The following is a 13048-nucleotide window of genomic DNA, read 5'->3' as shown; positions in this document are numbered from 1 at the left end:
TGTCACATCTAGCAGGCTGGATGTACGATCGGGTCGGCGGACCGGGAGGTTGACGTGACGGACCGGACTGATTCCCTGCTCAGGCGTCAGGTCGACCCGGCCATGATGTCGCTGCTGCGGGCCATGTCGGTCTGCCACGCCCGCGCCCAACGCCTCGACGCGCTGCGCACCACGGTCTCCGTCGTCATCGCCGGCGCCGGCGCGACAGTCGCCTTCACCGGCGTGTCGGCCACCGCCGTCACCGCGCTCGGCGCGCTCTGGGCCGTGGTCAACGCGCTCGGGCTCGCCTCCTGGTCACGCGGACAGCTCCGGCGGGCCGCCACCATCCAGGAGATGTTCGACGTCGACCTGTTCCGCCTGCCCTGGAACGCGGTGGCGGCAGGCGACCGGATCGCCGCGCACGAGATCAGCCGACTCGACCGCGCGTTCCGGGGCACCGAGCGCTACCTACGCGACTACTACGAGATCCCGGAACTGCCCGCCCCGTACGACGTCCTCGCCTGCCAGCAGCAGAGCCTCGGCTGGGGCGCCCGGCTGCGCCGCCGCTACGCGTACACCGTGCTCGTCGCGGTGGCGACCTGGACGGCGGTCGGCGTCGGCTACGGGGTGCTCGCCGGCCTGACCGTGGCGCACCTGCTGCTCGCCTGGTTCGTGCCGTCCCTCGGCGCGCTGCTGCTCGGCGTCGAGATCTACCGGGGGCAGCGCGAGGTCGCGGTCGAACGCGACCGGGCCATGGCCATCGTGCACGGTCACATCACCTCGGCCGTCCGCGACCCGTCAGCCGGCGACCTGCTCACCGTGGCCCGTCAGGTGCAGGACCTGCTCTTCCACAGTCGCTGCACCCAGCCCCGCGTGCCGAACTGGTTCTTCCGGCGGTTCCACGCCGCGGACCGGGTCGACTTCCAGTCCACCATGGTCGGCCTCGGCCAGGTGCTGCACGCGCCCGCACCCGCGGCGCGACTGGACGGGTGAGCACGGGGCCGCGCGGAGCGCCCGACGCCGGTACCGTCCCTCGGGTGCCGCACACCGAAGACCCGCTGGCCGGGTTCACGCCGGCCCGGGCGTACACCAAGGATGTCGTCGCCGCCGCGCCCGCCGCGCCCGGCGTGCACCTGGTGCTCGACGGCGGCGTGGTCGCCTACGTCGGCCGCACCGGCAACCTGCGCGCCCGGCTGCGGCAGCACCTCACCGGCAACCGCGACTCGTCGGTGCTGCACGAGCAGGTCGGCCAACTCCTCGATACGCCGGGCCGCGCCGCGACCCGCGACGACATCGCCGGGTGGCTGGGGCGGTGCGAGGTCCGCTGGCAGGAGACCGACAACCCCGAGGGTACGAAGGAAGCGCTGGTGTTGGCGCTGCGTCCCCGCTTCAACCGTCAGGTGCCCCGCTCCCGCTGATGGTGGAGATTCACTTCAGTTCGCGAAACTCGAAAGCGCCACCGATTTCACGCTGGCTATTCTGAGTGCTCGATTCGTGACTCTGAGGAGTTGGTGATGGTTGGTCGATGGGAAGCGGAACCTGCTGCCACGTTCGCCCGTCGCCTCGGACGGTCCGCCGCCGAACTGGGCGAGAGCGGCGGCACGACCACCTGCCCCGACATCTGGGAGCTCTCCAACGGTGACGTGGCCGTCATCGGCCGCGACCTCACCACCGCGTACGACGGACGCCTGCCGGAGGGTGTCAGCGTCGGTCCCGACGAGCGGCTGGTCGTCATTCCGCGCAGCATGATCCGGGCCGCCAAGCCGGACATCCCGGATGCGTGACCTGCTGCGGGCGGCATCCGCCCGACAACTGAGCCTGCCTGAGTACGAGGCCGACTTCTACGCCACGGTGGAGACCGTGGACGGGGTGATCCTCAAGACCGAACGGGCCCAGACGTTTTGTGAGCCGGGCAGCCCCAGTTGGGAGGCGTTCGCGGCCGGTCGGTGGGACGAAGCGCTGCGGATCGCCGCCCAGCCCGATCCCGACCTGGCCCAGTTCTTCGCCCGCCTCGACGAACGGGGCTCCGGTCTGCACCGGCTGAGGATCGTGGAGCTTCCTCTTACGCCGTACCTGTTCTGGGAGTTCAACTTCCTCCGCTTCCGCGCCGAGGCGGGGGAGCAGATCCGCGTGCTCGACGCGGGTGCCGTTACGGAGTTGGAGCAGGAGCACGGCCGGGTCCCCGAGCTGATGGTGGCCGGCAGCCGGGCCGTCTACGACGTCCGGTACGACGAGACGGGGCTTCCGGTCGGCGCGGACAAGATCGTCGAGTCCGGGGTCGTCGAGGGCTGCCGGTCCCAGATCCTGGCGATGCTCGACCAGGCCGAGCCGTTCGAGCCCTTCTTCCGTCGGGAGGTCGACGGCCGGACGCCCTCCACCGCCCACCTGTAGTAGCCTGCCCGCACCAGCGACCCTGGAGGCAGGCGTGCCCCGACTGCGCGTGGTGACCAGCCTGGCCCGCCGGTCGGCGACGCCAACCGCGCTGCTACTCGCCGTGCTGGTCATTCTCGTCGCGGTGCTGCTCACGCCGATCGGCCTGCTCTGGATCGGTGACCGTCCCGGCTACGACTGGCCCCTGCTGGGCAACGTCGGATAGGCGTACGGGGCTGCCTCCGCCATTCTCGCCGCCCTTGCGTTGATCGGCGTGGTCGTCTCTCTGATCGTGCAGGCGCGGGAGGCCAAGGCAGCTCGGGAACAGGCGCTCCGCGCGTTGCACACCGACCTGCTCAAGATGGCCATCGACGACCCCGGGCTGCTGGAGTGCTGGGGCCCGATCGAGGAGTCGACGGACCTGGGCTGGTTCCGCAAGCACGTCTACAGCAATCTGATCGTGACCCATTGGCAGCTCATGTGGGAGGTGGACACGCTCAGCGAGCCGCACCTTGAAGTGCTTGCCGACCAGTTCTTCAAGGGCACCGCCGGGCGACGTTTCTGGGTGGAGGCGAGGGCCCACGCATGAAGGCTGAGACGTCACGTCGGGCCCGCCGCTTCACGCTGGTCATGGACCGGCGCTACCAGGCGGCCGTCGCGGCGGGCCCGGCAGCCGACGCGGTACGTGCCCGGCCGGAGTCGAGCAGCCCGGCGTCGAGCCGTCCCTCCGCCTCCCTCGTGAGCGCTGTCGTCCTCGGCGGTGGGGTGGCTCTCGCCGGCCACTACCTGGTTCGGCGGCTCACCGCTCGTCGGGGCTCCTCGTAGCGGGGCGGGCTCCTCGCAGCGCGTCGACCACCACCGCCCACCGGCTCGGCGTCATCTCGTCCGGTGAGCGCAGCACGTCCCCGTCGTGCACCACCACCCCCGCCTCCCGCAACAGCCGCAGATTCGGCGCATAGGCGGGGTGCGCGGCCAGCGCGGCGTTCACCCGGGGGAAGACGTGGATCGGCAGCCCGGTGCCGAGCAGTTCGTTGAGGATGCCCAGCGCCAGCGTGTCGCTCGCGCCGGCCGCCCACTTGTTCAGCGTGTTGAAGGTGGCCGGCACGACCGCGGCGGCGTCGGCCGGCGGGTGCGGTTCGGGGTCGCCCGGCCGGCGCCACTGCACGCGTACCGGATGACCGGTCTGCGCGGCGAGCGCGTCGCGGTCGAGCCAGCTTCCCGCGATCGGGGTGGCGATGAGGCAGACCCGCCACCCGTCGGCGGCGAGCAGGTCGGCGAGTTCGCCGATCCGCTGGGCCGGGGGAGCGGCGCAGACGACGAGGTGGAGCACCGGCGCTTCACTCATGCCCGCAAGTCTTACCCGGAAACGCTCCCGCCCGAGCACCCTCGGTGGGTGCTCGGGCGGGCGAGGTGTTAGGAGGGGGCCCCTCCTATACGGGAGGCGTTAAGAGGGGGCCCCGCCTTTCTGCACCACGCCGTTGACCTTCAGCGTGTACGGGGCGTACTGCTGGACCTGCTCGGTGGGCTCGTCGTAGGCGACCACGGCGACCACCTTCGGGAAGAGCGCGAGCAGCGCGAGCTGGGCCCGGTTGAGCGTCAGGCTCGACTTGCCGTTGAACTCGAACTGCCAGGCCAGCGAGTGCTTCTCGTCCAGACCGACGAGCCGCACGTTCCAGTTGTGCACCGCGATCGGCTTGATCTCGGTGGGCGAGTCGAACGCGGCGAGGCTGCTGCCGTCGCTGACCGGGGCGCCGCCGAGCGTGACGTCGTCGACGAGCAGGCCACCCTCGTTGACGCCGCCGTCGCTGACGTAGCGGAAGCCGAGCAGGATGTTCTTGCCGGCGTACGCGGACAGGTCGAAGCTGTGCGGCTCGAAACCGTCGGTGGTGCCGTTGAGCGCCGGGCCGAGCGGACCGTCGGTGGTCTTGTCGCCGGCGACCGCGGTGTAGGTGGCGCCGCCGTCGGTGGAGACCACCACGTAGCCGTAGTCGAAGCCGACCTCCGCGCCGTACTTGGCGAGGAAGCGCAGCGTCGGGTCGGCGGTCGGCACGGTGACCGGGGTGACCGCGGCGGCGTCGGTGTTGTCGGCGTTGCCGGAGAACAGCACCGGGTTGCCGGCGCGGTCCGGGTCGTTCGTCACGACGGTCCAGGCCAGCGGCAGCGACGGCAGCGTCTTCGCGCCCTGGAACGACAGCGACCGCAGGTCACGGCCGCGCAGCACGGTGCCGTCGGCCTTCGCCAGCGGGACGTAGTCGGCGCCGTTGGGCGCCGCGCCGGGCGTGGCGTACGCGGCCGGGTTGGCCAGGTTGACGGTGGAGCGCAGGCTCTTCGTGGTCACCCGGCTCTTCGGTACGCCGAGCATGATGCCCGTGCGCGACTCCCCGACGATCTTGTCGACCAGCGTCATGGTCTGGTAGTCGTGGATCACCTGGTACATGTTCTTCGCGCCCTCGGCCTTGAGCGCGGCGTCCAGGCTGGCCAGCCCCTGCAGGTCGGCGTCGTTGTGCAGCCGGTGCACGATGTCGTTGCCGTAGCGGTCGTACAGGAACTGGATGAACGCGTACGCGTTGCCGTAGTCGGCGAGCACCGCGTTCGGGTTCGGGCTCTCGCCCCACAGGTTCAGCGAGTTCTCCGGGCCGCCGCAGTCGCGCGGGTTCGCGTTGTACGGCGTCTGCACCGTGCCGAAGCCCTGCTGGCAGTAGAGGTGGCTGTCCGCGCCACGGTCGAAGACGGTGGCCTTCGTGTCCACGTACCCGGTGAGCGTCTGCGCGAAGTCGGACAGGCCCTCGTTCATCCAGGTGGTCTCGAACGGGTCGCTGTAGTAGTGCGCCAGGTGCTGCCACTCGTGCGCGAACGTGCCCTCGTAGCTGAACGGGCGGGCCGGGCGGCTGGTGCACAGGTCGCCGGTCGGCTCGTCCGGCGGGTTCGCGCCGGTGCGGTGCAGCCAGTCGAACGCGTCGACGGTCATCACGTTCCGGTCGAACAGCTCGTTGAGCTGCGCCGAGAAGAAGCCGGCGATGTAGGTCGGCGCGGCCGGGAAGTCGTAGAAGTTGTCGTCCCGGACGTTGTCGATCAGGGTGACCGTCTTGTTGCCGCCGCCGGTGTAGTCGCCGCCGTTGCCCTGGGCGTCCGGCGGGATCTGGGCGTTGCTGCCGTCGCGGTCCGGTGGCCGGCTGAACGCCACCGTCTCCTTCGGGTACATGTTCGTGTCGAACTCGTGCACGAAGCTCTGCACCTGCGCGTCGGTGATCTGCGTCGACGTGGGGATCTGGTTGCGGCAGTCGTCGGCCGGGAACGCGATGTCGTTGGCGACCCACACCTCGACGTTGTCGCCGACGCCGCGCAGCGTGTAGTCCTTGCGGTAGTAGCTGCCCTGGAAGTCGTCCATGCCGAGCCACTGCCGAACGGTGCCGACCGGCGGGGTCGGCGCCGCGGCGGCCTTCGAGCGGGCCTGGGCGCGCTTCTGGTAGCGGGCCGGGGTCTTGACCGGCTTGCCGTCGAGCGTGAAGTCCTTGCGGGTCAGCTCGCGGGTGTCGTCGGTGGCCGGCGTGGCCTTGGCGGGCGCGGCCTGGGCGGGCGCGGCGGATGCGGCCGTCGCGGGCAGGACGCCGAGGAACGGTAGGACGAGTGCGATGGCTGCGGTACCGGCGATCCGGCTGCGTGCCATTGGCCCCCCTTGTCGGGTGTGCGGAATCCGGCCGACGGGGTCACCGTCGCGTGCGCCGGAGAGACATTCACGTCGTTCGTACGCCACACTGTTGCCTTTGGCAACCAGTCGAACGTGTTAAGAAGGGGCCCCGCCTCTACCGGATGCGTGAAGAAGGGGCCCCGCCTTGCAGGTTGTGGAGAGTGTGCTGCGTGACGTGCGCGAGGGCGCGCACCGCGGCGTCGTCGTCGACTCGCCGCCCGGCGCGGGCAAGAGCACGCTCGTCGTCCGCGCCGCCGCCGAGCTGGCCGTCACCGGGGACCCGCTGATGATCGTGGCGCAGACCAACGAGCAGGTCGACGACCTCATCGACCGGCTCGCCCGGCGGGCGCCCGAGCTGCGGATCGGCCGACTCTCCGCGACCGACTACCGGCCCAGCGAGCGGGTCACCGGCCACGGGACGGTCCGGGTCGCGGCGAAGGTCGCCGACCTCGGCGGTCCGGCCGTCACCATCGGTACGGCGGCCAAGTGGGCCACCGTGCCCGAGGGCTCCTGGCCGTGGGCGATCGTGGACGAGGCGTACCAGATGCGGGCGGACGCGCTGCTGCGCGTGGCCGGTCGGTTCGAGCGGGCGCTGTTCGTCGGCGACCCCGGGCAGCTCGACCCGTTCTCCGCCGTCGAGACCGCCCGCTGGACCGGCCTGACCTGGGACCCGATGCAGTCGGCGGTGGCCACGCTGCTGCGGCACAACCCGGACCTGCCGGTGCACCGGCTGCCGGTGTCGTGGCGGCTGCCGGCCTCCGCCGCGCCCGTGGTGTCCGCCGCGTTCTACCCGTTCACCGGGTTCCGGGCCGGCACCGGCCCGGCCGACCGGGCGCTGACGTTCACCGGGGCCGGTCCGGGCGACGGCTACGACGCCTCGGTCGAGCTGGCCGCCGCGACCGGCTGGGCGTTGCACGAGCTGCCGGCGCGACACACCGTGCGTACCGACGCCGAGGCCGCCACGGCCTGCGCGGAGCTGGCGCTGCGGGTGCTGGCACGCGGCGCGGTCGCGGTCAGCGAGGCAGCGCCCGGCGGCGCGCCGGTGACCGCGGACCGGATCGCCGTCGGGGCCGCGCACCGCGACCAGGTCGCGGCCATCCGGTCCCGGCTGGGCACGGCCGGCGCGGGCGTCACGGTGGACACCGCCAACCGGCTCCAGGGCCGGGAGTACGACGTGACGATCGTGCTGCACCCGCTCTCCGGCCGACGCGACGCGACCGCGTTCCACCTGGAGTCGGGGCGGCTGTGTGTGCTGGCGTCCCGGCACCGGCACGCCTGCGTGGTGGTGGCCCGGGCCGGCATCGGCGAGCTGCTCGACGCGTACCCGTCGACCGAGCGGGTGCACCTGGACGTGCCGGTGAAGTTCCCGGACGGGTGGGAGGCCAACCAGACCGTCCTCACCCACCTCGACGCGCACCGGGCCTGAGTACGCGCACCTGGGTACGCGCACGGGTCGGAAGCGACGGGCGGGCCGGCCGGGCGGTCCGTTCGGATCTTCCGACAACCGCGGGTGGTGGGCAGGATGGCCGGGTGCATCCTCACGACCCTTATCAGCCGGATCCGTACCAGCCGTACTACCCGCCGCAGTACCCGCCGCAGCCGGAGGAGGACGGGATCAACTGGACGACGGTCCTCTGGGTCGCGGTGCCGGCGCTGCTGGTGATCCTCTGCTGTGCCGGGTGCGTGGTATCCGGGTTCGCCGGGGCGTTCATGGAGGGCTTCCAGGAGGGCTACTCGTCGTCGTAGGCCGGCGGGTCGCACCTCGACGCGCGCGGCTGGCGGTGGTGCGTTAGACAGGGCGCATGACCTTGAGCGTGCTGCCCTGGCTGGGCGGGGCCCTGGTGGCGGTGGCCGCCGGGTTCCTCGCCACGGTGCTGCCCCGGCGCCGCGAGCGTGACCGGGGCCGGCGGGTCGCCTGGTCGTCGGCGCGGGCGGCGATCCACGACGCCGCCGTCAGCCGGGACGCGGCCACCACGCCGGTGCCCGAGGCGGACCGGTTGCTGGCCCGCGCCGAGCTGCTCGCCGCCGCGCGCGACGGCGGCGCGGACGCGGCCCGGGAGGCGACCGCGCACGCGCGTCGCGCCGACGAGCTGTGGCGGGCCGGCCGATGAGGGTACGCCGGGAGCTGCTGCGCTGGTCCCTGCTGGCCGTGGCGGCGGCGGTGCTGGCGGTGTTCCTGGTGGCGCAGCGGCAGAGCGTCGACGTCAGCTACGGGCGTTCGCCGTCGTCCGCCTCGCTGCCGGGGGAGGGGTCCGCGGGCGAGCTGAGCGACGCGACGGTCCCCTCGGTCGAGGAGATGACCGCGCTGGTCGCGGCCGATCCGGTGGTACGCCTGCCCGGCGCGACCGCGCGCTGGGACACCGCTCGCGTCCGGGCCGCCATCGGCGGTGACGACACCCGCATCCTGGTCGCCCCGCCGGGGCTGGACGAGGCGGAGCGGCGGCGGGTCAAGGACGTCGAGAACGCCGCGATCCGGATCGTCGGCACCGAGGTCAGCGGCGGTCTCTACGTGGCCACGGCGGACGACCTGCCGGGCTGGCGGGCGCAGTTCGCCACCGGCGACGTCACCGGGCAGGTGCTCGCGCTGCTCGCCGGGCTGCGCAAGCAGCCGTCCCCGCCGGACCGCGACGACCTGCGCTGGCGGGAGCCGACCGCCGCCGAGTTGGCCCCGGTGACCGCCGCGCTGCGGGCCACCGGCCGGTACGTCGGGGCCGGCGCCACGCTGCCCCGGCTGCCGGAGCGGACCGCCGAGGACGCGTTCCCGGACGGGGCCTGGTTCGTGGTGCTGCCGGCCCAGCCGTACGGGGCGCCGCTGCCGGCGTACGGGCCGGCGCTGCATCGGCTCGCCCCGGACCGGCCGGTGGTGGTGATGTACGGCGGCTGGATCGAGTACCACGGTCCGGGCGCGGCGGACTTCGCCGAGGTGGCCGGCGCCAGCTTCTACGCCCAGTACGGCGGCCGGCTCAGCCGCTACGCCTATCCGCAGCTCAACGTGCTCGGCGCGTACCTGGCCCGGGTCACCGACGTGCGGTACGCGGGGCTGTTCGACAGGCCGCTGCCGTACCGGCCGTTCGACCCGCTGCGGGTGGCGCTGCCGGCGCTGCCGTGGCTCTTCGCCGGCTGTGTGGCCGGCTTCGTGGTGCTGTCGATCCGGACCGTGCGCGGCGCCGGTCGGGGCCGGCCGGACGACGTCGGGCCGGGCGGCACGCCGGCGCGGCTGGCCGGGCTCTCCGCGCTGGCCGTGGAGCTGTCCCTGCTCACCGACGCGCGCAGCGACCCGGCGCTGGTGCGGGGCGTCGGCCGGCTGCGCGCCGCCCGGTACGCGCTCGACGACGGGCTGCCCGACCGGCACGTACGCGGCCTGCTGGCGGACGCGGCGGCCGAGCTGGACGGCGTGGCCCGGGACGTGCGGATGCCCGGCTACCGGCCGGACGTCTACCTGCGCGGGAGGCTGTCGTGACCGGGACCGAGCGTCGGCGGGCGGGCACCGAGCGTCGGCGGGCCGGCACAGGGCGCGGGCGGGCCGGGACCGCGCGTCGGCAGTCTGGGACCCCGCGTCGGCAGGCCGGGACCGCGCGCCGGCCGGTGGGCACCGTGCGCCGGCTGCTGGGCCGGCTGGTCGGGACCGCGTTCGGCCGGGCGGTGCTGGCCTGCCTGGTGCTGGCCGGCTGGGCGCTGTGGACCGGCGGCCTGTTCGACGGGCCGGCCGCCCGGCAGGTACGCGCCTCGTCGGTCTACGCGGCGCCCGGCGTGGAGCTGGACCGGGCCGCCGCCGAACGGGTCATCGGCAACCGCCGGCTGGTGGTGCTGATGATGCGGCCCGGCACCGACCTGTCCGAGGCGTGCGACGACACCGAACGGGCCACCCAGGGCACGCTGGTGCTGGCGATGAGCCGGGACGGCGACGACTGGGACACGTACGGCTGTTCCCGCCTCGGCGGCGACAGTCCGCGCGACGTCGGCCGGTCCGTGGTGGTGGAGACCGTGATCGGCCAGGGCGCGGACGCGTTCGTGGACCGGCCGGTCGAGGCGCTGAAGGTGATCGTGCTCAACTACGACCGGCTGGTCCGCACCGGCCTGGTGCCGGACGGCGCTCGGACCATCAGCCCGTCGTTGCCCCGCTACCTGCTGGCCGGCGGCGCGCTCGGCGGCGTGGTGGCCGGCGCGGCGGTGCTCTGGTTCGGTGGCCGGCGGGCCGGCCGGTTGGCCGACGCGCGGCGGGCCGGGCGGGACGCGCGCGCCGACGAGCGGGCCGCGTTGGGCGCGGCGACCGCCGTGCTCGCCCAGCAGATCATCGACCTGGACCGGGCCGGCGGGCCGGGCGGGTCGGCGTACCGGCGGCTGGCCGGCGACTACGTCGGGCTGCTCGACGAGGTGTCCGGATCGGACGCCGGGGACCCGGGGGTGGGCCGGCTGCGGGAGCGGGTGGACGAGTTGAGCCGGCGGGCGGCGGAGCTGGCGGACGACGCGGCGGTCGCCGCACCGGAGTCGGCGCGGACGCGCGGACGGGGCCGGCGGTGACCCGCCGGCCCCGTCCCCGGAGCGTCGTCAGCGCCCGGCGGCGACCACCGTGGCGGCCGGCCAGCTGTCGCTGAAGATCTGGGCGGGCGTGGCGCTGCGGGCGGCGAAGCCGAACAGCGAGTCGACCCGGGCGGCCTCGGTGGAGCTGGGGTACGGGTTGGTGCAGCTGGTGCCGGCGCTGCCGCCGGACATCAGGATGGCGCAGTTGCCGTTGTAGTTGTCCGGCAGGCCGAGGATGTGGCCGATCTCGTGCGTCATGATGCGCAGCGGCGAGTACTGCTGGGCCTGGTTGTAGTCGATGACCACGCGACCGTTGCCGAGGCTGGTGCGCTGGGCGTACGACCCGCCGCCGTAGGTGTAGTAGATCATCAGGTTCGACCCGCACTGGGCCATGTTGATGTTGTTGGTGTAGTTGTTCCAGATCGACGCCGCCTGCACCGCCGTGCTGGCGAACGGGCCGGCCTGGCTGGTGTTGTAGCAGACGTTGCGGATCGCGGCGGAGGCCGGTGCCGGGTTGACGGCGACCGCGCCCAGCGCCGTCAGCGTCACGGCCGCGAGGGTGGCGAGGATCCGGGACAGCTTCGGCGTACGCATGGTTCACACTCCTGGGGGATGGGGGGTGTGCGGACGCCGACAGCCTATCGATACGGATCGATCGATATCAAGGTCTGTCAGGTGGCGGCGTGCGGATCGGCCGCGTTCAGCTCGGCGACCACCCGGTCGTACTCGCCACGCGCCGCCGCGTGCCGGAGGAACTTCACGCGCTCGACCTGGATCTCCGTGGCGTCCGGCTGCGCCTCCAGCAACGCCACCACCTCGGCCACGAACTCGTCCAGCGGCATGGCGAACTCGCTGCTCTCCTGCCCGGGCAGCAGCCCGGTCCGCACCGCCGGCGGCACCAGCTCCACCACCCGTACGCCGGTCGGGGCCAACTGGAGCCGGATCGACTCGCTGAGCATGTGGATCGCGGCCTTGGACGCGTTGTAGCTCGGGGTGACCCGCAGCGGCACGAACGCCAGGCCGGACGAGACGGTGACGATGGTGGCGTTCCCGCGCTGCCGCAGGTGCTCGACGAACGCGCCGATCAGCCGGATCGGGCCGAGCACGTTGGTGGTCACCACCTCCTCGGCCGAGGCGAGGAACGTCTCGGGCGAGCGCCAGTCCTCGATCCGCATCACACCGGCCATGGCCACCACGACGTTGAGGTCCGGGTGCCGGGCCAGCACCGATTTCGCCGCCGCCGTGATGCTCGCCGGGTCGGTCGTGTCGATCGGCACGGTGTCCAGGCCCGGGTGGGTCGCGGCGATCTCGTCGAGCAACTCGGTACGCCGGCCGCCGACGATCACCGTGTTGCCCCGGTCCCGCAGGGCGAGCGCCAGCGCCAGGCCGATCCCGCTGGTGGCGCCCGGAATGAAGATGGTGTTCCCGGAGATGTCCATGCCGCCAGCATGGCCGGTCCGTGGTGGCCGGGGCAGAGTTCCGTGATCGGGGGATCCCGGATCCCTGGTTCGCGTCGCCCGGCGGCGGATACTCGGATCATGGACCGGATCGCCCTGGCCGACTTCCTCCGCCGCCGCCGCGAGGCGCTGCGCCCCGGTGACGTCGGGCTGCCGCCGGGTGCCCGGCGGCGGGCCCCCGGCCTGCGGCGGGAGGAGGTCGCCGCGCTCGCCGCCATGTCCACCGACTACTACACCCGGCTGGAGCAGCGGCGCGGCCCGCAGCCCAGCCCGAACCTGCTCGCCGGGCTGGCCCGGGCGCTGCGGTTGACCGGCGACGAACGCGACTACCTGTTCCGGGTGGCCGGGCACAGCCCGCCCGAGGCGGTCTCCACCGCCACCCACGTCGCGCCGGCGCTGCTGCGGGTGCTGGACCGGCTGGCGGACACGCCGGCGCTGATCCTGTCGAACCTGGGGGAGACGCTGGAGCAGAACCGGTTGGCCGCCGCGCTGCTCGGCGAGCGGACCGGCCACACCGGGCCGGCCCGCAGCGGGATCTTCAGGTGGTTCACCGACCCGGCCGAGCGGGCCCGCTACCCGGTCGACGACCACGACCGGCAGAGCCGCGCACAGGTCGCCAACCTGCGTGCCGCGTACGGCCAGATGGGTCCCCGCTCCCGCGCCGGTGAGCTGGTCCGGGTGCTGCGCGCGGCCAGCGACGAGTTCGCCGGGTTGTGGGAGCGGCACGAGGTGGCGCAGCGCTACGCCGACCACAAGACGCTGATCCACCCGGAACTCGGCCCGATCGAGCTGGACTGCCAGGTGCTGTTCACCGAGGACCAGTCCCAGGCGCTGCTCGTGCTCACCGCGCCGCCGCGCAGCGAGGGCGCGGAGAAGCTGCGACTGCTCGCCGTGCTCGGGCACGAGCGTTTCCCGGCGTGAACCAGGCACAGGAACGGCTATTCACGCCGCCGGGAATTCCCGGCTCCGGTGTCAACCTCCCGTCACGCAGGGTGTTCTGCTGATCCCTTCCGGTCGATACCGTCGGGCCACT

15 protein-coding genes and 1 pseudogene are annotated in these 13048 nt (G+C 73.2%); 12 read left to right on the top strand and 4 right to left on the bottom strand.

From position 1 onward, the window contains the following. Positions 1 to 54 precede the first annotated feature (54 nt). The 6 genes and pseudogenes from AB0B02_RS19885 to AB0B02_RS19860 all read left to right on the top strand — a co-directional run. Positions 55 to 972 carry an S-4TM family putative pore-forming effector gene (locus tag AB0B02_RS19885; protein WP_357302221.1) on the top strand — a complete coding sequence of 306 codons (918 nt, stop codon included), beginning with the start codon at positions 55 to 57 and terminating at the stop codon, positions 970 to 972. A gap of 44 nt (positions 973 to 1016) precedes the next feature. Continuing rightward, the gene (locus AB0B02_RS19880) at positions 1017 to 1397 is read left to right on the top strand and encodes a hypothetical protein (protein ID WP_357302219.1); all 381 of its coding nucleotides are present in this window, start codon (positions 1017 to 1019) and stop codon (positions 1395 to 1397) included. Between the two features lie 96 nt (positions 1398 to 1493). Continuing rightward, positions 1494 to 1763 carry a hypothetical protein gene (locus AB0B02_RS19875; protein WP_281943850.1) on the top strand — a complete coding sequence of 90 codons (270 nt, stop codon included), beginning with the start codon at positions 1494 to 1496 and terminating at the stop codon, positions 1761 to 1763. Continuing rightward, positions 1756 to 2370: a DUF6879 family protein gene (locus tag AB0B02_RS19870; protein WP_357302214.1), complete on the top strand. Its 615-nt coding sequence runs from the start codon at positions 1756 to 1758 to the stop codon at positions 2368 to 2370. Before AB0B02_RS19875 ends, AB0B02_RS19870 begins: the two co-directional genes overlap by 8 nt. A gap of 34 nt (positions 2371 to 2404) precedes the next feature. Further along, positions 2405 to 2575, top strand: coding sequence for a hypothetical protein (locus AB0B02_RS19865; protein WP_357302211.1), 171 nt, complete (start codon positions 2405 to 2407; stop codon positions 2573 to 2575). Positions 2576 to 2587: 12 nt separating this feature from the next. Continuing rightward, positions 2588 to 2938, top strand: a pseudogene (locus tag AB0B02_RS19860) (DUF6082 family protein); the annotation flags it as partial. A gap of 210 nt (positions 2939 to 3148) precedes the next feature. Here AB0B02_RS19860 and AB0B02_RS19855 read toward each other — a convergent pair. Together AB0B02_RS19855 and AB0B02_RS19850 are read right to left on the bottom strand one after the other, a co-directional pair. After that, on the bottom strand, positions 3149 to 3694 hold the full coding sequence (locus AB0B02_RS19855) for a flavoprotein (protein WP_357302208.1): 546 nt from the start codon (positions 3692 to 3694) through the stop codon (positions 3149 to 3151). A 99-nt stretch (positions 3695 to 3793) separates the two neighbouring features. Further along, a complete protein-coding gene (locus AB0B02_RS19850) occupies positions 3794 to 6016 on the bottom strand; it encodes a choice-of-anchor J domain-containing protein (RefSeq protein ID WP_357302205.1) in 2223 nt (740 codons plus the stop codon). Between the two features lie 166 nt (positions 6017 to 6182). Here AB0B02_RS19850 and AB0B02_RS19845 point away from each other — a divergent pair, with 166 nt between their 5' ends. The 5 genes from AB0B02_RS19845 (at position 6183) to AB0B02_RS19825 (ending at position 10558) form a co-directional block, all read left to right on the top strand. Then, positions 6183 to 7463, top strand: a complete 1281-nt coding sequence (locus AB0B02_RS19845) for an AAA family ATPase (RefSeq protein WP_357302201.1) — start codon at positions 6183 to 6185, stop codon at positions 7461 to 7463. Between the two features lie 104 nt (positions 7464 to 7567). Continuing rightward, the gene (locus AB0B02_RS19840) at positions 7568 to 7783 is read left to right on the top strand and encodes a hypothetical protein (protein ID WP_281936221.1); all 216 of its coding nucleotides are present in this window, start codon (positions 7568 to 7570) and stop codon (positions 7781 to 7783) included. 56 nt (positions 7784 to 7839) lie between these two features. Continuing rightward, positions 7840 to 8148: a DUF6403 family protein gene (locus AB0B02_RS19835; RefSeq protein ID WP_281936219.1), complete on the top strand. Its 309-nt coding sequence runs from the start codon at positions 7840 to 7842 to the stop codon at positions 8146 to 8148. Next, on the top strand, positions 8145 to 9497 hold the full coding sequence (locus AB0B02_RS19830) for a hypothetical protein (protein WP_357302197.1): 1353 nt from the start codon (positions 8145 to 8147) through the stop codon (positions 9495 to 9497). The genes AB0B02_RS19835 and AB0B02_RS19830 overlap by 4 nt, the downstream gene beginning before the upstream one ends. Before the next feature lie 134 nt (positions 9498 to 9631). Continuing rightward, the gene (locus tag AB0B02_RS19825) at positions 9632 to 10558 is read left to right on the top strand and encodes a hypothetical protein (protein ID WP_357302194.1); all 927 of its coding nucleotides are present in this window, start codon (positions 9632 to 9634) and stop codon (positions 10556 to 10558) included. Positions 10559 to 10585: 27 nt separating this feature from the next. Here the strand turns inward: AB0B02_RS19825 and AB0B02_RS19820 are convergent, their stop codons facing one another. Further along, on the bottom strand, positions 10586 to 11152 hold the full coding sequence (locus AB0B02_RS19820; protein WP_281936213.1) for a snapalysin family zinc-dependent metalloprotease: 567 nt from the start codon (positions 11150 to 11152) through the stop codon (positions 10586 to 10588). Positions 11153 to 11229: 77 nt separating this feature from the next. Beyond that, entirely contained in the window at positions 11230 to 11997 is a 768-nt protein-coding gene (locus AB0B02_RS19815; RefSeq protein ID WP_357302191.1) for an SDR family NAD(P)-dependent oxidoreductase, read from the bottom strand. A gap of 99 nt (positions 11998 to 12096) precedes the next feature. On the opposite strand from AB0B02_RS19815, the gene AB0B02_RS19810 reads away from it, so the two are divergent. Further along, the gene (locus AB0B02_RS19810) at positions 12097 to 12936 is read left to right on the top strand and encodes a helix-turn-helix transcriptional regulator (RefSeq protein ID WP_281936209.1); all 840 of its coding nucleotides are present in this window, start codon (positions 12097 to 12099) and stop codon (positions 12934 to 12936) included. Positions 12937 to 13048: the final 112 nt, after the last annotated feature.

This window comes from Micromonospora sp. NPDC049240 (genome assembly GCF_040647835.1).
Classification (GTDB): domain Bacteria; phylum Actinomycetota; class Actinomycetes; order Mycobacteriales; family Micromonosporaceae; genus Micromonospora.
The sequence above is the reverse complement of the archived record's forward strand: the minus strand, read 5'-3'. Positions and strand labels throughout refer to the sequence as shown.